The organism is Phenylobacterium glaciei (assembly GCF_016772415.1).
GTDB lineage: Bacteria > Pseudomonadota > Alphaproteobacteria > Caulobacterales > Caulobacteraceae > Phenylobacterium > Phenylobacterium glaciei.
In genome coordinates this window covers 250,549-268,576 of sequence record NZ_JAGSGD010000001.1, presented here as the reverse complement: position 1 = coordinate 268,576, position 18,028 = coordinate 250,549, and the positions used below count along the sequence as shown (strand labels likewise).

The window sequence follows — 18,028 nt, the reverse complement described above, 5'->3', positions numbered from 1 at the left end:
GCTGGACTCGATTGGTCGAGGCGCCGTATCTAATAGCGGTTGACGGACGAAGATGGATTCGTCCGTCCCGGGCCACGCTGATCCTGCAAGATCGCCGTGGTTCGCAGCGGCAAAGTCCGTACCGAGCTAACTGAAGCGGATTCGTTTACGAGTCCGCTTCTTTTTTGTGCGGTGTATGCACAGCGAATTCTGTCCCACATTCGTGGACTCTTCGTCAAGAGTCGCTTTCTAAGAGCGTCTCTTTAAAGGCGCTGCGTTTTCAAAACTGCTGCGACAAATTTCAGGCTCTTTCGCAGGCCCGGTGACCATGAGGACTCGTACGAATTCGGAGCGAGGAAACTGGCTCCAGATTTCGGAGTCCTATTTGGAATTCGAGAGCCCTTTAGAAGAGGGAATCTCCCTCGTTCGCTGATAGCGAGAAGCGCTGACAAAGATCTCCGCCCGGCGAGAGGTTCTACGCCAGCCACGAGGGAGCATTTGCACGTCGCCCAAACAAAAAGGGCGGCCGCATCGCTGCGGCCGCCCTTCGATGTCTACAGGTGAAGAGCGCTTTACGCGTCTTCGCCCTGCTTGAGCGAGAGGTCTTCGCCGGTTTCCTGGTCGACGACCTTCATGGACAGACGGGTCTTGCCGCGATCATCAAAGCCCAGGAGCTTGACCTTCACGGACTGGCCTTCGACGAGGACGTCGGAGACCTTGGCCACGCGGTCGCTGGAGATCTGGCTGACGTGCACCAGGCCGTCCTTGGCGCCGAAGAAGTTCACGAAGGCGCCGAAGTCGACGATCTTCACGACCTTGCCGGTGTAGATGGCGTTCAGCTCGGGCTCGGAGACGATTGACTTGATCCACTCCTTGGCGGCGTCGATCTTGGACTGATCCGACGCCGAGACCTTGATGGTGCCGTCGTCCTCGATGTCCACCTTGGCGCCGGTCTTTTCGACGATCTCGCGGATGACCTTGCCGCCCGTCCCGATCACTTCACGGATCTTGTCGACCGGGACCTTCATGGTCTCGATCTTCGGGGCGAACTCGCCGAGTTCCTCACGCGGGGCTTCCATGGCCTTGGCCATTTCGGCGAGGATGTGCTTGCGGCCACCCTTCGCCTGTTCCAGCGCCTGCTTCATGATCGCTTCGGTGATGCCGGCGATCTTGATGTCCATCTGCAGGGAGGTGATGCCGTCCTCGGTGCCGGCGACCTTGAAGTCCATGTCGCCGAGGTGGTCTTCGTCACCCAGGATGTCCGACAGAACCGCGAAGCCGTCCTTTTCGAGGATCAGGCCCATGGCGATGCCGGAGACCGGCTTCTTCAGGGGCACGCCGGCGTCCATCAGGGCCAGGGACGAGCCGCAGACCGAGGCCATCGAGGACGAGCCGTTGGACTCGGTGATCTCGGAGACCAGGCGGATGGTGTAGGGGAAGTCTTCCTGGCTCGGCAGCATCGGCCGGATCGCCCGCCAGGCGAGCTTGCCGTGGCCGACTTCGCGGCGGCCAGGGGCGCCCATGCGGCCGGTTTCACCCACCGAGAAGGGGGGGAAATTGTAGTGCAGCATGAACTTCTCGTAGTACTTGCCTTCCAGGGCGTCGATCATCTGCTCGTCGTCGCCGGTGCCCAGGGTGGCCACGACTAGGGCCTGGGTTTCACCGCGGGTGAACAGGGCCGAACCGTGGGCGCGGGGCAGGACGCCCACTTCCGAGACGATCTGGCGGACCTTGTCGACGGTGCGGCCGTCGATGCGGATGCCGGTGTCGAGGATGTTGCGACGCACGACGTCGGCTTCCAGTTCCTTGAACACGCCGCCGAGCTTGTCGGGGCCGATGCCGGCGGGATTGGTGTCGGACTTGCCGAACTTTTCCGTCGCCTTGGCCTTGGCCTTGCCGACCGCGTCCTGGCGTTCGCCCTTGGCCACGATCTTGTAGGCGGCGGCCAGGTCCTTGCCGATCAGCTTCTTCACTTCGGCCTTGATGGCGTCGGTGTCGTCGGGGGCGAAGTCGAAGGGCTCCTTGGCGGAGTGCTCGGCCAGTTCGATGATCGCGTCGATCACCGGCTGGATGCCGGCGTGGGCGAACATGACGCCCTTCAGCACTTCGTCTTCGCTGAGCTCCTGGATCTCGGACTCAACCATCATCACCGCCTCGTTGGTGGAGGCGACGACCAGATCCATGGTCGACTCCTTCATCTCGTCGAGGGTCGGGTTGAGGACGTATTCGCCGTTGATGTAGCCGACGCGGGCCGCGCCGATCGGGCCCATGAAGGGGGCGCCGGAGATCACCAGGGCGGCCGAGGCGGCCACCAGGGCGACGATGTCGGGATCGTTTTCCAGGTCGTGGGCCAGCACGGTGCAGACCACCTGGACTTCATTCTTGAAGCCCTTGACGAACAGCGGGCGGATCGGACGGTCGATCAGGCGGCTGGTGAGGGTTTCCTTTTGCGACGGCGCGCCTTCGCGGCGGGGGAAGGAGCCCGGGATCTTGCCCGCGGCGTAGAACTTCTCCTGGTAGTTCACGGTCAGGGGGAAGAAGTCCTGGCCCGGCTTGGCGCTCTTGGCGAACACCGCGGTGGCCAGAACCATGGTCTCACCGTAGGTCGCCAGCACGGCGCCGTCGGCCTGGCGCGCGATGCGGCCGGTTTCCAGGGTCAGCGTCTTGCCGCCCCACTCGATGGTCTTGCGTTTGATATCGAACATTTTGTTTCTTTCTCATCCCGCGGGCGTATTCCCGGCGGGGGCGGACAGGGCGGGGTGTCCCGAAATCCTCTCCAGTCAAACAGGCGGGGGTGAGGATCACTTTGGAACCCTCGGCGTGTTTGGGCGCCCACCGAAAGGGGCGGCCCGGACCGCTTTTGATCCTCCGGCCTGTCGCGGAGGAAGCGGGAAATAGATAGAGCCTGATACGCAAAGCCCCCGCTTTCGCGGGGGCTGGACTTGGTGTCCTAGCGGCGCAGACCCAGCTTCTCGATGATGGCCTGATAGCGGCCGGTATCGGTCGACTTCAGGTGATCGAGAAGGCGGCGGCGCTGGGAAACCATCTTCAGAAGGCCCCGGCGCGAGTGGTTGTCTTTCTTGTGCATCTTGAAGTGCTCGGTCAGGTTCGCGATCCGCTCGGTGAGGATCGAGACCTGCACTTCAGCCCCACCGGTGTCCGCCTCGGAGCGGCCGTGGGTCTTGATGAGTTCGGCTTTGCGTTCGATCGTAATCGACATCGGTTAGTCTCCGCTCTTTGTCAGATGAAAGACTCGCGACGGCTCGAGCTTGCCTGCGCGCATCTCGCAGAGCGCCACCATCATCCCCTCCGACAGCACTGAAACGGTTCGAGAACCCAGAGTGAACCGGGCTTTCAGGGCTTCAACCTGTCGGGGAACGAGAACGATGGGCCGTCCCTGCTTAAGTCTGAAAGCGTCTTCGGCGGTCACGGCCAGCTCCGGGATGTCGTCCAGGGCGGTCTCGACCGGAAGCAATGCCTCCAGATGGCCGGGCTTATGCCCCAAATCCTCAAGCAATTCCAGTGTTATCGCCCGGTCTTCGGAGAAGGCCCCGACCCGGGTGCGGCGCAGCGCGCTGACATGGGCGCAGGCCCCCAGCATTTCCGCCAGATCGCGGACGATGGCGCGCACATAGGTGCCCTTGCCGCAGCTGACCTCGATCTCGATGTGGTCGGGATCGGGGGCCTCCACCACCCGGGCCGAATGGATGGTGACCTTGCGGGCCGCCAGCTCCACCTCGAGGCCGGCGCGGGCCAGGTCATAGGCGCGCTCGCCGTCCACCTTGATGGCGGAGAAGATCGGGGGCACCTGCGAGATCTCGCCGACGAAGGCCGGCAGCCTGGCCTCGACCTCCGCCACGGCCGGGCGCACGTCGGAGGTCGCCGTCGTGGCGCCCTCGCGGTCGAAGCTGGCGGTGGTGCGGCCCCACTCGATGACGAAGCGGTAGGTCTTGTCGGCGTCCATCAGGAAGGGGACGGTCTTGGTGGCCTCCCCCAGCGCGATGGGCAGGATGCCGGTGGCCAGCGGGTCCAGGGTGCCGGCGTGGCCGGCCTTCTGGGCGTTGAACAGCCGGCGCACACGGCCGACCGCGCTGGTGGACGTCAGGTCATAGGGCTTGTCGAGGCAGATCCAGCCCGAGACCGGATCCCCCTTCTTGCGTCGCGCCATGTTGTAAAATCAGTCCTGGTCAGAGGAGTCGGCGGCGAGGTCCTGGGCGACCTTGGGGTCGTCGAACAGCGCGTTGATACGGCTGGCCTCGTTGAAGGTCTCGTCATGGACGAACTTCAGGTCCGGCGTGAACTTCATCTCGATGGCGCGGCCCAGGCAGCCGCGCAGGAACTTGGTGTGGCGGTTCAGGGCGTCCACCACGACCGAGGCCTTCTCGCCGCCCAGGGGCTCGACGAAGCAGATGGCGTGACGCAGGTCCGGGCTCATCCGCACCTGGGTGAGCGTCACCGGCACCCCGGCCAGGTCCGGATCCTGGATCTCGTGGTCGCGCATCACCTCCACGAGGGCGTGGCGGGTGAGTTCGCCGGCGCGCAGTTGGCGCTGGCTGGGGCCGGAGGGCTTTCCGGGACGTTTCATGGCTCTACCTTCGCAGGCCTGGCTCACGGATCGGACGTGGAGCTCAGGGAAGCGCGGGCTTCTAGTGGTCCGGCGCGGCCAAGTCCAGCCCTAGGCCCCTGTGCGGTCCCTGAAGAAGGCGATCACCCGCTGCTCGGCGGCCTTCGTGGGGCCGTCCGGCCGCAGGTGCAGGGTCAGCACCGAGTGCGGGGCCATCTGGGCGGGAGCGGCGTCTTCGTCGGCCAGCTCGATAGCCTCGAACCGGTCGCCGAACTCGCGGCGCAGCGTCTCGAACCGGGCGTCAGGGACAAAGGCGTCGCTGGTGAAGCGCAGGCCGATCATCGACAGGTCCTCGTCCTCGAACCGCTGCCGGGCGCAGGCGATCTCCTTGGGCGAGACTCCGATCGCCGCCCCGCGCCTGGCGTTCTTGCCCGCGAGCGGCAGGGAGGGCTGCGACAGGACCGGGGCCACGACCGACGGCTCGGTCATCATGGCGAGCGCGAAATTGCCGGTGAAGCACATGCCCACGGCCCCCACCCCCTTGCCGCCGCAGTCGGCGTGGGCCTGGCGGGCGAGCGCGCGCAGCCAGTCGACGACGGGGCTCGACTTGTCGGTGGCCCAGACATTGAACTCGCGACGGATACAGATCGTCCAGGCGATGGTGGAGAGCGCGTAGCCTGGGCTGACGGGGCGGCCGGGCTCACCGAACAGGCTGGGGCAATAGACGCTCATGCCGGCGGCGGCGACCCGGTCGGCGAAGGCGATGACCAGGGGATGCAGGCCCGGCATCTCGTGGATGACGATGACGGCGGGGCCGGAGCCGCGTCGGTAGACGTCACGGACCAGACGACCGTCGCCGAACTGGAACTTCTCGTAGTCGCTCAGCGCGGCGTCGTAATCCATGGCGTCCCCCACCTGTTGGGGACAGCCTAGCCTGCTAGAGCTTGAGGCGCAGGGACGAAATATCGCCCTCGAAACCCGAGAGCTTCCAGACGCCCTCCTCCTGGGTGAAGACCAGGACGCAGGGGCCGTCCTTGGACTTGGTCGCGCAGACCCGGCCGTCGTCCATGGCCTTCAGCGATCCGGCGATGGCCACCCGGTTGGGGATCGGCTGGCCGGCCTTGTAGCCGTAGGATTCCGCCACCTTGTGGAAGACCTTGGGCTGAACGAGCGCGTCGCCGGCGATGTCGGCCAGGGCGGGCGCCAGGATGGCGCCCAGCGCCTGCCAACCCTTGTCCACCTTGGGGCTGCGGGCCTCGGCGGTCAGGCGGGCGGAAATCTCCTGCTTGAGCGCCGGGCGGTCGACATGGGCGTCGAAGGCCGCCTGGTCCTCGTCGCGGATGGAGACCAGCAGGGCGTGGACGTCGCCGGCGGCGTCCAGGCGCTGGGCCGTGGCGCAGGCCGAAAGTCCCATCGCCAGGGCGATCACCAGAAAGATGCGCATCGTCGTCTCCGCTCTGCAGGCCCGGCTGAATGGGCGGAAAATGGGGTGTCTTGATGGCCTTGGCGAGGGGCTAATCGCAGGCGCGCGAACTTCGACAGCGGTGGCGCGCTGAGCGGCGCGCCGCTGAACAGGCGTAGATCAAGCCTGGGCCACGCCAACATCAAAAAAGCCTCCCCGTCGCCAGGGAGGCTCTGATGAATTCGCGGCGACGCCAGACAACGGCGCTCGGCGGCGAGCCCTAGAGGCTGCGCTTGACCTCTTCGAGGCTGAAGCACTCGATGGTGTCGCCTTCCTTGATGTCCTGGAAGCCCTGGAAGAACATCCCGCACTCCTGGCCGGCGTTGACCTCGTTGACCTCGTCCTTGAAGCGCTTGAGCGTCTGCAGGGTGCCGAGTTCGAGGACCACGATATCGGCCCGGATGATGCGGACGCGGGCGCCCTTGCGGACCGTGCCTTCCGTGACGCGGCAACCGGCGACGCGTCCGACCTTGGTGATGTCGAAGACCTGGAGGACTTCGGCGTTGCCGAGGAAGGTTTCGCGCTGTTCCGGCGCCAGCATGCCCGAGAGCACACCCTTGATGTCGTCGATCAGGTCGTAGATCACCGAATAGTAGCGGATCTCCACGCCTTCACGTTCGGCGAGCTGGCGGGCCTGGCTGGAGGCGCGGACGTTGAAGCCGAGGATCGGCGAGTTCGCTCCCTTGGCCAGCATCACGTCGCTCTCGCTGATGGCGCCGGCGCCCGACAGGATGATCCGCGCGCGGACCTCGTCGGTGCCGAGCTTGTCCAGCGAGGACACGATGGCTTCCGCCGAGCCCTGGACGTCGGCCTTGATGATGACCGGCAACTCGGAGATCTTCTTGTCCTGCAGCTTGGCCATGAAGTCGGCCATGGTGACGCCGCCGGCGACCGGCGAGCCGGCCTTTTCACGCTTCACGCGGGTGCGGTAGGCGGTCAGCTCGCGGGCGCGAGCTTCGCTCTCCACCACCGCGAAGGGCTCGCCCGGCGAGGGCGTGCCGTCGAGGCCGAGGATTTCCACTGGCACCGAGGGACCCGCCGCGTCGAGTTGCTCGTCGCGTTCGTTGAACAGCGCGCGGACCCGGCCGAAGCTGGAGCCGGCCACGACGATGTCACCGCGCTTCAGGGTGCCGCGCTTGACCAGCACGGTGGAGACCGCGCCGCGGCCCCGATCCAGCTTGGCCTCGATGACGGTGCCGTCGGCGGTGCGGTCGGGATTGGCCCGCAGGTCCATGACCTCGGCCTGCAGCAGGATACCCTCGATCAGGTCGTCGAGGCCGAGCTTCTGGGTCGCCGAGACCTGGATGGCCTGGGTGTCGCCGCCCAGGCTTTCCACGACGATCTCGTGCTGCAGCAGCTCATTGATCACCCGTTGCGGATCGGCGCCGGGCTTATCGATCTTGTTGATGGCCACGATGATCGGCGCGCCGGAAGCCCGGGCGTGATGGATGGCCTCGATGGTCTGGGGCATGACGCCGTCGTCGGCGGCCACCACCAGGATGACGATATCGGTGACGTCGGCGCCGCGGGCCCGCATCGCCGAGAAGGCGGCGTGGCCAGGGGTGTCCAGGAAGGTGACGGCCTGGCCGCTTTCCAGGCGCACCTGATAGGCGCCGATGTGCTGGGTGATGCCGCCGTGCTCGCCCTTGGCCACGTCGGCCGAGCGAAGCGCGTCCAGCAGCGAGGTCTTGCCGTGGTCGACGTGACCCATGACCGCCACCACCGGAGGCCGGGGCAGCAGGTGATCGTCGACATCCTCGTCGCCGATGAAGCCTTCTTCGACGTCAGCTTCCGACACGCGCCGCACGGTGTGGCCAAACTCGGTGGCCACCAGCTCGGCGGTGTCGTTGTCGATGACGTCGTTGATCTTCAGCATCACGCCCTGACGCATCAGGAACTTGATGATCTCCACGCCGCGGGTCGCCATCCGGTTGGCGAGTTCCGCCACGGTGATGACGTCGGGAATGATGACTTCGCGCGCGGCGCGGGCGGCTTCCTGGCCGCCGCCCTTGCGCTTTTCGCGCTCACGCTCGCGGGCCCGGCGAACCGAGGCGAGCGAACGCATGCGTTCGACGGCGCTCTCGTCATCCCCGGCCACGGCCTGGATGGTGAGACGGCCCTCGCGGCGCTGCTGAGCGCCCTTGACGCGGGAGATGGCCTTGGCCGGCGCGGCGCCGGCCTTGCGGCGGGAATCCTCTTCATCGTCACGGCGGGCGATGGTGTCGCCGCCGGGCCGCGGGGCCTGGCGGGTGGCGCGCTGAACCTCAGGCGTCGCGGGCGGCGCGTTGGGGGTCGGACGACCGGCGCCGGGACGCGCGCCGCCGGGGCGGGCGCCGTCGCGGGGCGCGGCGGGGCGGGGCGCGAGGGCCGAATAGCGGACGGTGTCGCCGCCGGCGGCCGGGGCCGGAGCCGCCGGACGCGGGCCGCGATCACCCTGGGGACGGTCGCCGCCGGGACGGGCGGTAGCCGCGGGGCGGTCGTTCTGCGCAGGACGGTCCTGACCGGGACGCGGGGCGCGCTGGCCGAAACTGGTGTTCTCGAACCGGCCGGGCGCCCGTTCAGGGCGATAGGTGGTGGTCGAGGGCCGGTCATCGCGGCGTTCGCGCGACGGCTCGTAGGTCCGGGTCTGACCGGGCTGGACAGCAGCCGACGGCGAGGCCGGACGCGGCGCGGGGGCTGACGCCACCGGCTGTTGCGGGGCCGGTGTGGCGGGCGCAGGGGTCGGGGCCACGGGCGCGGCAGGCGCCGCGGCCACGGGGGCGACCGGGGCCGGAGCGGCGACGACGGGCGCCGGAGCCGGAGCGGCCGGAGCTTCAGCCACCGGAGCCGGGGTCGGTGCGGCGACGGCGGGGGCCGGGGGCGCGGCTTCCACCGGCTTGGGCGCGGCGGCCTGGGCGCGAGCGCTGGCCTCACGGGCCGCCTGCTCGGCGGCCTGACGGGCCTGATGTTCGCGGGCCAGCTCGATGGCGCGCTGACGGGCGCGTTGTTCCTCGGCCGACAGATTGCCGTCGGCGCTGGGGCCGCCGGCCGGACGCGGCGCCGACGGCGCCGGCGGGGTGAAGACCCGCTTCTCGGCGGGCGAGGGCGCGGCCAGGTTACCCTGGGGCGCGGAGTGGGTGCGGGCGCGCTTGGTCTCGACGACCACGGTCTTGGACCGGCCGTGGCTGAAGCTTTGCTTCACCGTACCCGCGCTCACCGAGCCTGCGACGCCACGCGGCTTCAGGGTGAGAGGTGTGCGTCCGCCAGGGGCGGGGGGCCGGCCGTTGTCGTTCTCGTCGCTCATGCGCTCGCTTTACATACCGGTCGGGCGTTCCGACTACGTTCAATAGCTTTAGGCGCGCGGAACGAAGTTCGTTCCGCCCGCCTCTTCAGGGCTCCTCGCGCCAACTCTCGGGAAGGAGCGGGCGGAAGCCAGAGAGTCTGTGGACATCGAATGTCCACTGATCGGCGCCGCGCCCCGCAAGGAAGGCGGTGTGTATCACATTCTCTCCGCCCAAGGCCAAACCCAATTCCTCATTGGAATAGAGTCCGAGAAGCTTGGGCGCCCGCGGTGACTTGCGGGCCACATTGAGGATCTTGCGGCGACCGTCCGCCGCGCCGTCGGCGGCCTCGATCACCCAGGCCGCGCGGCCGGCGTTCAACGCCGAGGCGACCTTTTCATAGCCAGAGATAAGATCGCCGGCCCGCTTGGCAAGACCCAGCCCATCCAGGACCCGGCGCCGCAACAGGCTGTCCACCTGGTCGGCGAGATCGGGGCTGGCGTTGAGCTTGGCCTTGGCGGAGCGGGAGAACAGGCCCTTGCGCGCCGCGGTGTCCACCGAGGCGCGATCGGCGGCGACCCAGATCCCCCGGCCCGGCAGCTTGCGCGCCAGGTCCGGGACCACGATCCCGCCTGGACCCGCCACGAAGCGGATCAGGCGGTCCTCGGCCATCACCTCGCCCGTGACGATGTCGCGCCGTTCGCGCGCGACCTGCGCCAGGGTGGTGGGGACGGTGGAGGCGGTCACGCTGAGGCTTACGCCTCCTCGCTGTCGGCGGCGGGCGCTTCGGCTTCGGCGTCAGCCTCGATCTCGGCGGCGGCTTCCACAGGAGCCGGGGCCGGGGCATGGGCGCCGCGGACACCGAACACCTGTTCTTCTTCCGAGAGCACGACCTCGGGCGCCTCCTGGACTTCCGGCTCCGGCGGGGCCTCGACCCAACCCATCACCACGCGGGCGCGCATGATCAGGGCCTCGGCGTCGGCCGCGTCCATGTTGAAGGCTTCCAGGATGCCCGGCTCGCGGACCCGCTCGCCGTCCTTGCTCTCAAACCAGCCGCGCAGGTCGTCGGGGATCAGGCCGGCCAGGTCCTCGACGCTCTTCACGTCGCCGGCGCCCAGGGCCACGGCCACCGGCAGGGTGACGCCCTCGATCTCCAGCAGGCTGTCCTCGACGCCGTATTCGCGGCGCTTGCCGTCCAGCTCGGCGGCTTCCTTTTCCAGGAAGTCACGGGCGCGGGCCTGGATTTCCTCGGCGGTGTCCTCGTCGAAGCCCTCGATGGCGGCGACTTCGGCGTTCTCGACGTACGCAACATCTTCAACGGTGGCGAAGCCCTCGGTGACCAGCAGCTGGGCGATGACCTCGTCAACGTCCAGGGCTTCCTGGAACAGGGTGGTGCGCTCGGAGAACTCGCGCTGGCGGCGCTCGCTCTCCTGGCTTTCGGTCATGATGTCGATCTGCCAGCCGGTCAGCTGGCTGGCGAGGCGCACGTTCTGGCCGCGGCGGCCGATGGCGAGCGACAGCTGCTCGTCGGGAACCACGACTTCGACGCGCTCGTCCTCCTCGTCCATGACAACCTTGGAGACTTCGGCGGGAGCCAGGCCGTTGACGATGAAGGTGGCCTCGTCCGGGCTCCACTGGATGATGTCGATCTTCTCGCCCTGCAGCTCGGCCACCACGGCCTGGACGCGAGACCCGCGCATACCGACGCAGGCGCCGACGGGGTCGATGGAGCTGTCGTTGGAGACCACCGCCATCTTGGCGCGCGAACCCGGATCGCGGGCCACGGCGCGGATCTCGATGACGCCGTCGTACACTTCAGGAACTTCCTGGGCGAACAGCTTGGCCATGAAGCCGCCGTGGGCGCGCGACAGCAGGATCTGCGGGCCCTTGGTCTCGCGCCGCACGTCGTAGATGTAGCAGCGGATGCGGTCGCCGATATTGAAGTTCTCGCGGGGGATCGACTGGTCGCGGCGCATGATGCCTTCGCCGCGGCCCAGGTCGACGACGGTGTTGCCGTACTCGACCCGCTTGACCACGCCGTTGACGATCTCGCCCACGCGGTCCTTGAACTCCTCGTGCTGGCGCTCGCGCTCGGCTTCGCGGACCTTGCCGGTCACCACCTGGCGGGCCATCTGGGTCTGCACCCGGCCGAATTCGAAGGGCGGCAGCACCTCTTCGTAGGTCTTGCCGACGAAGGCGTCCTTGTCGACGCTGAGGGCTTCCTTCAGGCGGCGCGAGCCCATGGGTTCGCTGGGGCCGTCCTCGCTGTCCTCGGCTTCATAGACCAGATCGTCGGGGATCACGGTGATCACGCGCTTGATGATGGTCTCGCCGGTCTTCGGATCGATATGGACCCGGATGTCATGCTCGGCGCCGTAGCGCGAGCGGGCGCCCTTCTGGATCGCCTCCTCGATCGCCTCGATGACGATCTCCTTGTCGATCGACTTCTCGCGGGCCACGGCCTCGGCGATCTGCAGGAGTTCAAGCCGGTTGGCTGAAATGCCGGTCAGGCTCATGATCTTATCCTCTTACTCGGGCGTCTGTTGTGGGGTGTCGGCCAGCCGTGCGGCGCGCTCGTCGGCGCCGCGCTTCATCAGCTGGTCGGTCAGGATCAGTTTGGCCTCGACGATCCAGGCGAAGGGGACCAGGGCGGTCTCCGCCTCCCCCTCCAGATCGATGGCGACATTGTCGCCCTCGACGCCCGCCAGCAGGCCGCGGAAGCGCTTGCGGCCGTCGGCGACGCGGTCGAGTTCGAGGCGGGCCTCGTGGCCCTCGTAGTTGGCGAAGTCCTTCATCCGGGTCAGCGGCCGGTCGACGCCGGGGGATGAGACTTCCAGGGTGTATTCGCCGGTGATCGGATCGGCGGCGTCCATGATCTCGGAGATGGCGCGCGACAGCTTGGCGCAGTCCTCGACCACCATCTCGCCATCGGGGGTCTCGGCCATGATCTGCAGCCGCCGGGCATGCTCGCCGCCCATCAGGCGCAGGCGGACGATCTCGTAGCCCGCGGCCTGCGCGACGGGGTCTAGCAGCTCCAGGAGCGTCCTATCTTCTGTAGTCTTGCCTCGCATGGGCTCGGCGGCTCTCCGGCAACAAAAAAGCGGCCGGGCCGAAGCCTGCCGCTCATAGGCGCTATCCAGCGCTTACGGACGATGTGAGCGCTTCTATAGCACTCCGTCAGGAGCTTGTCAGCCCCAGGGCGCGCGCCATCTCCGCGGCGATCCGCGCCGGCGACTCCGGCTCAGGGCTTGCGGTTGGACCAGATGCTGACCAGCAGGGTGGTGATGATCAGCGCCGCGAAGCTGACAACGACGAGGCGAGCCATACGTCCTTTCCCTGGCGGGTACGCGTTTACTCGGAAGGGGTTGGTCCGGCGCGCCGAATAGTCCAAAGACCGCGCCTATTCTTCCCGTGTGTGAAAAGGCCATCTCCCCATGGACATTTCCAAGATCTCGGTGGGCTTCAATCCGCCTTACGACGTCAACGCCATCATCGAGATTCCGCAAGGCGGGGAACCGGTGAAGTACGAACTCGATAAGGAAAGCGGCGCGATCTATGTCGACCGCTTCCTGCACACCGCCATGTTCTATCCCGGCAACTACGGCTTCATCCCCCACACCCTGTCGGGGGACGGCGATCCCATGGACATCCTGGTGGTGGGCCCGACCCCGGTGGTGCCTGGCGCGATCATCCGCTGCCGTCCGATCGGCTGCCTGATGATGGTGGACGAGGCCGGCAACGACGAGAAGATTCTGGCCGTCCCGGTGGACAAGCTGCACCCCTTCTATGCCGGTCTCGACAGCTGGCGCGGCCTGCCCTCGATCCTCACCGAGCAGATCGCCCACTTCTTCCAGCACTATAAGGACCTGGAAAAGGGCAAGTCGGTGGACATCCTGCGCTGGGCTGATCCGGAAGAAACCGGCGAGCTGATCCGCCAGGGAATTGAGCTGCACAACCAGACCGAGGCCGCCAAGCCAGCCAAGCTCCTCAAGTAGGGTCGGCTAGGCCTTCACGAAGTCCAGGAACACCGGCGCGCAGTCGCCCAGGCGCTTTTCCTCGTAGCGCGTGGTGATGTGGTCGGCGGGCGGGACGCGCCAATCCTGCGCGCGTTCCGCCGGCCAGGCGAACTGACCGCCGGCCAGCACCCGCTCCAGGGTCCAGTCGGCATAGTCGGCCCAGTCGGTGGCGAAACGCAGCCGCCCGTCGGGTTTGAGCAGGCGGGCCAGCTCGGCGATGGTCTCGGCCTGGATCAGTCGGCGCTTGTTGTGCCGCGCCTTGGGCCAGGGATCGGGGAACAACACGAACACCCGGGTAAGGCAGGCGTCGGGCATCCGCGCCATCAGCTCGCGCACATCATTGTCGTGGATGCGGACGTTGCTCAGCCCCGCCTCGTCGACGTGCCGCAGGGCGCTGGCCACACCATTCAGGAACGGTTCGGCGCCGAGGATGAGAGTGTCGGGCGCGCGGGCGGCCTGGACGGCCATGTGCTCGCCACCGCCGAACCCGACCTCCAGCCAGACCTCACGGGCCGTCGGCATCAGAGCTTGAGGGTCGAAGTTATCCAGCGGCGCGCGGATGGACGGCAGCAGGCTATCCATCAGGGCGGCCTGGCGCGGCTTGATCGGCCGCGACTTGAGGCGGCCGAAGGACCGGAGGGGCGGGTGACTTTCCATTTGCTCCGGCTCTAGCCCAGGCGCAGGTGGCGAGCCAGCAGCATCCCGCCTCCGACGGCGAAGGCCAGCCAGATGAGGATCACAGCGCCGGCCGCGACCTTACTCACCGGGCGACGCGCCGCGGCCTCGGCGGCGGCGCGGTGATCGTCCATCACCTGCTCCGGGATCATGCGGATCGCCAGCCAGAGGCCAAGCGGGACCAGGATCAGGTCGTCGAGATACCCCAGGACCGGGATGAAGTCTGGGATCAGGTCGATCGGCGACAGGGCATAGGCCGCGACGGCCAGGCCCAGAAGCTTGGCGGCAAGCGGCGTGCGCGGGTCCCGCGCCGCCAGCCAGACGGCGTGGGCGTCCCGCCGCAGCGAGAACGCCCAGCGCCGGAGCGCCTCGATCAGAGCGCGGCCCTCAGCTTTTCCACGAGGTCGGTCTTCTCCCACGAGAAGCCGCCGTCCTTGTCGGGCGTACGGCCGAAGTGGCCGTAGGCGGCAGTGCGGGCGTAGATCGGCTTGTTGAGACCCAGGTGCTCGCGGATGGCGCGCGGCGTGGCGCCGCCCACCAGCTCGGGCAGGATCTTTTCCAGCTTCGCCGCATCGACTTCGCCGGTGTCGTGCAGGTCGACATAGAAGGACAGCGGATTGGCGACGCCGATGGCGTAGCTGATCTGGATGGTGCACTTCCGGGCCAGGCCCGCGGCCACCACGTTCTTGGCCAGGTAGCGGCAGAGATAGGCCGCCGAGCGGTCCACCTTGGTGGGATCCTTACCGGAGAAGGCGCCACCGCCGTGGGGCGCGGCCCCGCCGTAGGTGTCGACGATGATCTTGCGGCCCGTCAGGCCCGCGTCGCCGTCCGGCCCGCCGATCAGGAACTTGCCGGTCGGGTTGACGTGCCACTTGGTCTTCTTGGTCACCAGGCCGTCAGGGAAGACGCCGAGCACATAGGGCTTGATCAGCTCGAGGATGCGCTTGGACGAGGCGGAATTCTCGCCGATCTTCTTGGCGTGCTGGGTGGAGACCACGATCTGCATCACCTCGACCGGGCGGCCGTCCTGGTACAGCAGGGTCACCTGGCTCTTGGCGTCGGGCTCCAGGCCCTTGGCTTCGCCGGAGTGACGGACCTGGGCCAGCTTGCTCAGGATGTTGTGCGAGTATTGCAGGGTGGCCGGCATCAGTTCCGGCGTCTCGTCGCAGGCGTAGCCGAACATGATGCCCTGGTCGCCGGCGCCTTCGTCCTTCTTGTTGGACGAGTCGACGCCCTGGGCGATGTCGGCCGATTGGGCGTGCAGGTGGTTGGCGAACTTCGCCTTGGCCCAGTGGAAGCCCTTCTGTTCGTAGCCGATGTCCTTGACCGCGGCGCGCACCAGGGGCTCCAGCGTGCCAAGGATATCCTTGGTCATCTGCTTGTTCTCGGCCTTGGAGGCGCCCGGCTTACCGGCGCGGACTTCACCGGCCAGGATGATGCGGTTGGTGGTCACCATCGTCTCGCAGGCGACGCGGGCCTCGGGCTCCGCGGCCAGGAAGGCGTCGACCACGGTGTCGGAGATACGGTCGGCGACCTTGTCCGGATGGCCTTCGGAAACGCTTTCCGAGGTGAAGATGTAGGAGGAACGGCTCAAGTGAAGGCTCCGGGAAATGCGCGATCGCCACCGGCAGGGGCGGCGATCTGGAACGTCGCGGAAATCCTATAAAGAAATCTTTATATCCCGCAAGCGGCGCCTCGCAACGCGCGACGGTTTAACCCAAAGAGCCTTCCCGGCAGGTGAATCTCGGGCAAACCGTCGGTTTCCCCTTTGTCGGAGGGATTCGGCGCACGCTAGATGGAGGTCGCCTTCCTCCACCCTGGACCTCGACCCCGCATGCTGAGCTGGATTCACTCGACCCTGGGACAGGCCTGGGGACCGCTGCGCCTGTTTGATTCCTTCTTCTTCCTGGCGGCCATCGGTTTCGCCACCAGCGCGCTGGCCACCTGGCTGGCCCTGCCCCGTCTGTGGTCGCGCCTGCCCACCGACCGGGGCCGCGCCTTCGCCGTCAACGCCGAGCTGAGCGTCGGCAAGCCGGTCAGCGCGGGCCTGATCTTCGTCAGCATCTTCGTGCTCGCCTGCCTGATCTTCGTGCCCTTCGGCGCGCGCTGCCTGCTGACCCTGCCCCTGATGCTGGCCGCCATGCTGGTGGGCTATTTCGACGACCGGCGGGGCGGCTTCTCAGAGTACCAGCTGGCCCTGATGGACGCCGTCATCGCGGTCGGCGCGGCCATGGTGATCTGCGGCTTCGAGCCCACCACCATCTGGCTGCCGATCTGGAAGGGGACCCTGACGCTCGGCCCCTGGCTCTCCATTCCCCTGGCCACCGGCCTCATCTGGCTCTCTATCAACGCCACCAACTGTTCCGACGGCGTCGATGGGGTTTCGGGCAGCCTGACGGGCACCGCCATCCTGCTGCTGGGCGGCCTGCTCTACGCCGTTCTCGGCAACGAGGTGGTGGCCGGCCACCTCAACGTCCCCTTCACCCGCGAGGGCGCCAACTGGGCGATCATGGCCTTCCTGATGGTGGGCTGCGTGGCGGGCTATCTCTGGTACAACGCCGCCCCCAGCCTGGTGCTGATGGGAGATGCCGGATCCCGACCGCTGGGCCTGCTGATCGGCATGCTGGTGGTGGCCACCAACAACCCGCTGTTCCTGCTGCTGGTGGGGTCGGTGATCCTGATGAACGGGGCCACAGGCCTGGTGAAGGTGGCCCTGCTGCGGTTCTTCGGCCTGAAGATTCTGGCCGGTGTCCGCTTCCCCCTGCACGACCACTGCCGCAAGGAGCTGGGCTGGTCCAACACCCAGGTGCTGGTGCGGTTCATGCTGGTCCACCTGGGGCTCTCGGCCCTGCTGGTGATCCTGGCCCTCAAGGTCCGCTAGCAGGCGGACACGAAGCCCGCGAAGATGCGATTGCCGGGATGGTCGGTCCCGGCGAACAGTTCCTGATGCCACTGAAGGCCCAGGGCGAAGCCTGACCCCTCCAGTTCCACGGCCTCGATGACGCCATCCGGCGCATGGGCGACAGCCCGCATACGGGGCCCGAGCTCGGCGATGGCCTCGCGGTGGAAGCTGTTCACCGACAGGGTCGAGGCGCCGATCAGGCCAGCCAGCCGGGAACCAGATTCAATGGTGATGTCATGCGGGGCGTCGCGGTTGTCGTGGTCCAGCACCTGCCCCAGGGTCTTCACGTCGGCGGTGAGCCGCGATCCGTGCAGGCAGGCCAGCATCTGCATCCCGGCGCAGATCCCCAGCACCGGCTTGCCCGCCGCCAGGAAGCCCGACATCAAGGCCTGCTCCACCGCCAGCCGAGGTGACTCCGGGGCGAAGGAGGCCTCGCCCTCGCGATACCACGCCGGCGGATAGGCGAAGCGGCCGCCGACGCTCAGCAGGCCGTCGAAGTCGGCGACGACGCCCGGGACCATCTCGGCGAAATAGGGCAGACCAAAGGGCGCGGCGCCCGCACTGCGCAGGCCCTGGAAGTAGCCCTTGTGGGCTTCGTAGCGGGTCGCGCCGCTGCTGGTGTTCTCATCCAGCAGGACGGCGATCCGCGCGGCCATGGTCAGGCGGCTTGCGCGGGCTCGCGGGGCGCGGCCGGTTCGGGTTCGCCGTCGTCCTCGTCGACCATGGCGCGGACCAGGTCGAGGATGCGGCGGCGCACGCGGGCGCGGCGCACCTTGGGGAACACCGCGGCCAGTTCCATGCCCTCAGGCGTCATCAGGAAGGCGTGGGCCGGCGACGGACCGTCGCTGGAGGCCGGCGCATTCAATTCCGCGTCCGGCAGGCCGTCGAAGAAATAGGAGATGGAGGTCTGCAGCGCGCGGGCCATATCCCACAGCTTCGAGGCGCTCACCCGATTGGCGGCGCGCTCATATTTCTGGACCTGCTGAAATGTCAGGCCGATCGAATCCGCCAGCTTTTCCTGGCTGACTCCCAGCTCCTTGCGCCGGAGCCGGATACGCAGTCCCACGTGAAGATCGACCGGATTGGGGGATCGGTCGACGTCGAATTCCTTAGCCATGTGCTTCCCAGTAGACGAGGTCGATCGCCGTCGTCAAAAATGATGACGCCTGC

16 protein-coding genes and 1 pseudogene are annotated in these 18,028 nt (G+C 67.4%); 2 read left to right on the top strand and 15 right to left on the bottom strand.

Annotated elements, in window-relative coordinates:
* Positions 1-551: 551 nt before the first annotated feature.
* The 10 genes from pnp to rimP form a co-directional block, all read right to left on the bottom strand.
* Positions 552-2,684 (bottom strand): polyribonucleotide nucleotidyltransferase, encoded by a 2,133-nt coding sequence (pnp, locus tag JKL49_RS01295; RefSeq protein ID WP_215337692.1) that lies wholly within the window; start codon positions 2,682-2,684, stop codon positions 552-554.
* A gap of 245 nt (positions 2,685-2,929) precedes the next feature.
* Complete coding sequence (rpsO, locus tag JKL49_RS01290; RefSeq protein ID WP_215337690.1) at positions 2,930-3,199, bottom strand: 30S ribosomal protein S15; 270 nt, start codon at positions 3,197-3,199, stop codon at positions 2,930-2,932.
* A 3-nt stretch (positions 3,200-3,202) separates the two neighbouring features.
* Positions 3,203-4,147: a tRNA pseudouridine(55) synthase TruB gene (gene truB, locus JKL49_RS01285; protein WP_215337688.1), complete on the bottom strand. Its 945-nt coding sequence runs from the start codon at positions 4,145-4,147 to the stop codon at positions 3,203-3,205.
* A 9-nt stretch (positions 4,148-4,156) separates the two neighbouring features.
* Positions 4,157-4,564: a 30S ribosome-binding factor RbfA gene (gene rbfA, locus JKL49_RS01280; protein WP_215337686.1), complete on the bottom strand. Its 408-nt coding sequence runs from the start codon at positions 4,562-4,564 to the stop codon at positions 4,157-4,159.
* 90 nt (positions 4,565-4,654) lie between these two features.
* The gene (locus JKL49_RS01275) at positions 4,655-5,446 is read right to left on the bottom strand and encodes a dienelactone hydrolase family protein (RefSeq protein ID WP_215337684.1); all 792 of its coding nucleotides are present in this window, start codon (positions 5,444-5,446) and stop codon (positions 4,655-4,657) included.
* 34 nt (positions 5,447-5,480) lie between these two features.
* Positions 5,481-5,987: a DUF2939 domain-containing protein gene (locus JKL49_RS01270; RefSeq protein ID WP_215337682.1), complete on the bottom strand. Its 507-nt coding sequence runs from the start codon at positions 5,985-5,987 to the stop codon at positions 5,481-5,483.
* Positions 5,988-6,225: 238 nt separating this feature from the next.
* Positions 6,226-9,288 carry a translation initiation factor IF-2 gene (infB, locus tag JKL49_RS01265; RefSeq protein ID WP_215337680.1) on the bottom strand — a complete coding sequence of 1,021 codons (3,063 nt, stop codon included), beginning with the start codon at positions 9,286-9,288 and terminating at the stop codon, positions 6,226-6,228.
* A gap of 85 nt (positions 9,289-9,373) precedes the next feature.
* Positions 9,374-10,012, bottom strand: a complete 639-nt coding sequence (locus JKL49_RS01260; protein WP_215337678.1) for an RNA-binding protein — start codon at positions 10,010-10,012, stop codon at positions 9,374-9,376.
* A gap of 8 nt (positions 10,013-10,020) precedes the next feature.
* Complete coding sequence (gene nusA, locus JKL49_RS01255) at positions 10,021-11,781, bottom strand: transcription termination factor NusA (protein ID WP_215337677.1); 1,761 nt, start codon at positions 11,779-11,781, stop codon at positions 10,021-10,023.
* 12 nt (positions 11,782-11,793) lie between these two features.
* A complete protein-coding gene (gene rimP / locus JKL49_RS01250; protein WP_215337676.1) occupies positions 11,794-12,336 on the bottom strand; it encodes a ribosome maturation factor RimP in 543 nt (180 codons plus the stop codon).
* Between the two features lie 363 nt (positions 12,337-12,699).
* Here rimP and ppa point away from each other — a divergent pair, with 363 nt between their 5' ends.
* Positions 12,700-13,260 (top strand): inorganic diphosphatase, encoded by a 561-nt coding sequence (gene ppa, locus JKL49_RS01245; protein WP_215337675.1) that lies wholly within the window; start codon positions 12,700-12,702, stop codon positions 13,258-13,260.
* A gap of 6 nt (positions 13,261-13,266) precedes the next feature.
* On the opposite strand, the gene trmB is transcribed toward ppa, so the two are convergent.
* The 3 genes and pseudogenes from trmB to metK form a co-directional block, all read right to left on the bottom strand.
* Complete coding sequence (trmB, locus tag JKL49_RS01240; protein ID WP_215337674.1) at positions 13,267-13,938, bottom strand: tRNA (guanosine(46)-N7)-methyltransferase TrmB; 672 nt, start codon at positions 13,936-13,938, stop codon at positions 13,267-13,269.
* An 11-nt stretch (positions 13,939-13,949) separates the two neighbouring features.
* Positions 13,950-14,318 (bottom strand): annotated as a pseudogene (locus JKL49_RS01235) (YkvA family protein); the annotation flags it as partial.
* Between the two features lie 11 nt (positions 14,319-14,329).
* Positions 14,330-15,550, bottom strand: coding sequence for a methionine adenosyltransferase (metK, locus tag JKL49_RS01230; RefSeq protein WP_215337672.1), 1,221 nt, complete (start codon positions 15,548-15,550; stop codon positions 14,330-14,332).
* Positions 15,551-15,790: 240 nt separating this feature from the next.
* Here metK and JKL49_RS01225 point away from each other — a divergent pair, with 240 nt between their 5' ends.
* A complete protein-coding gene (locus JKL49_RS01225; protein ID WP_215337671.1) occupies positions 15,791-16,837 on the top strand; it encodes an MraY family glycosyltransferase in 1,047 nt (348 codons plus the stop codon).
* Here the strand turns inward: JKL49_RS01225 and JKL49_RS01220 are convergent.
* Together JKL49_RS01220 and JKL49_RS01215 are read right to left on the bottom strand one after the other, a co-directional pair.
* The gene (locus tag JKL49_RS01220; RefSeq protein WP_215337669.1) at positions 16,834-17,514 is read right to left on the bottom strand and encodes a gamma-glutamyl-gamma-aminobutyrate hydrolase family protein; all 681 of its coding nucleotides are present in this window, start codon (positions 17,512-17,514) and stop codon (positions 16,834-16,836) included. The two genes, JKL49_RS01225 and JKL49_RS01220, sit on opposite strands and share 4 nt — an antisense overlap.
* Before the next feature lie 2 nt (positions 17,515-17,516).
* Complete coding sequence (locus JKL49_RS01215) at positions 17,517-17,975, bottom strand: helix-turn-helix domain-containing protein (RefSeq protein WP_215337667.1); 459 nt, start codon at positions 17,973-17,975, stop codon at positions 17,517-17,519.
* Positions 17,976-18,028: the final 53 nt, after the last annotated feature.

What these genes read in the sequence shown, in the direction of transcription:
- pnp (WP_215337692.1), bottom strand. Translation starts at nt 2,684, where the DNA reads ATGTTCGATATCAAACGCAAGACCATCGAGTGGGGCGGCAAGACGCTG.
- rpsO (WP_215337690.1), bottom strand. Translation starts at nt 3,199, where the DNA reads ATGTCGATTACGATCGAACGCAAAGCCGAACTCATCAAGACCCACGGC.
- truB (WP_215337688.1), bottom strand. Translation starts at nt 4,147, where the DNA reads ATGGCGCGACGCAAGAAGGGGGATCCGGTCTCGGGCTGGATCTGCCTC.
- rbfA (WP_215337686.1), bottom strand. Translation starts at nt 4,564, where the DNA reads ATGAAACGTCCCGGAAAGCCCTCCGGCCCCAGCCAGCGCCAACTGCGC.
- JKL49_RS01275 (WP_215337684.1), bottom strand. Translation starts at nt 5,446, where the DNA reads ATGGATTACGACGCCGCGCTGAGCGACTACGAGAAGTTCCAGTTCGGC.
- JKL49_RS01270 (WP_215337682.1), bottom strand. Translation starts at nt 5,987, where the DNA reads ATGCGCATCTTTCTGGTGATCGCCCTGGCGATGGGACTTTCGGCCTGC.
- infB (WP_215337680.1), bottom strand. Translation starts at nt 9,288, where the DNA reads ATGAGCGACGAGAACGACAACGGCCGGCCCCCCGCCCCTGGCGGACGC.
- nusA (WP_215337677.1), bottom strand. Translation starts at nt 11,781, where the DNA reads ATGAGCCTGACCGGCATTTCAGCCAACCGGCTTGAACTCCTGCAGATC.
- rimP (WP_215337676.1), bottom strand. Translation starts at nt 12,336, where the DNA reads ATGCGAGGCAAGACTACAGAAGATAGGACGCTCCTGGAGCTGCTAGAC.
- ppa (WP_215337675.1), top strand. Translation starts at nt 12,700, where the DNA reads ATGGACATTTCCAAGATCTCGGTGGGCTTCAATCCGCCTTACGACGTC.
- trmB (WP_215337674.1), bottom strand. Translation starts at nt 13,938, where the DNA reads ATGGAAAGTCACCCGCCCCTCCGGTCCTTCGGCCGCCTCAAGTCGCGG.
- JKL49_RS01225 (WP_215337671.1), top strand. Translation starts at nt 15,791, where the DNA reads ATGCTGAGCTGGATTCACTCGACCCTGGGACAGGCCTGGGGACCGCTG.
- JKL49_RS01220 (WP_215337669.1), bottom strand. Translation starts at nt 17,514, where the DNA reads ATGGCCGCGCGGATCGCCGTCCTGCTGGATGAGAACACCAGCAGCGGC.
- JKL49_RS01215 (WP_215337667.1), bottom strand. Translation starts at nt 17,975, where the DNA reads ATGGCTAAGGAATTCGACGTCGACCGATCCCCCAATCCGGTCGATCTT.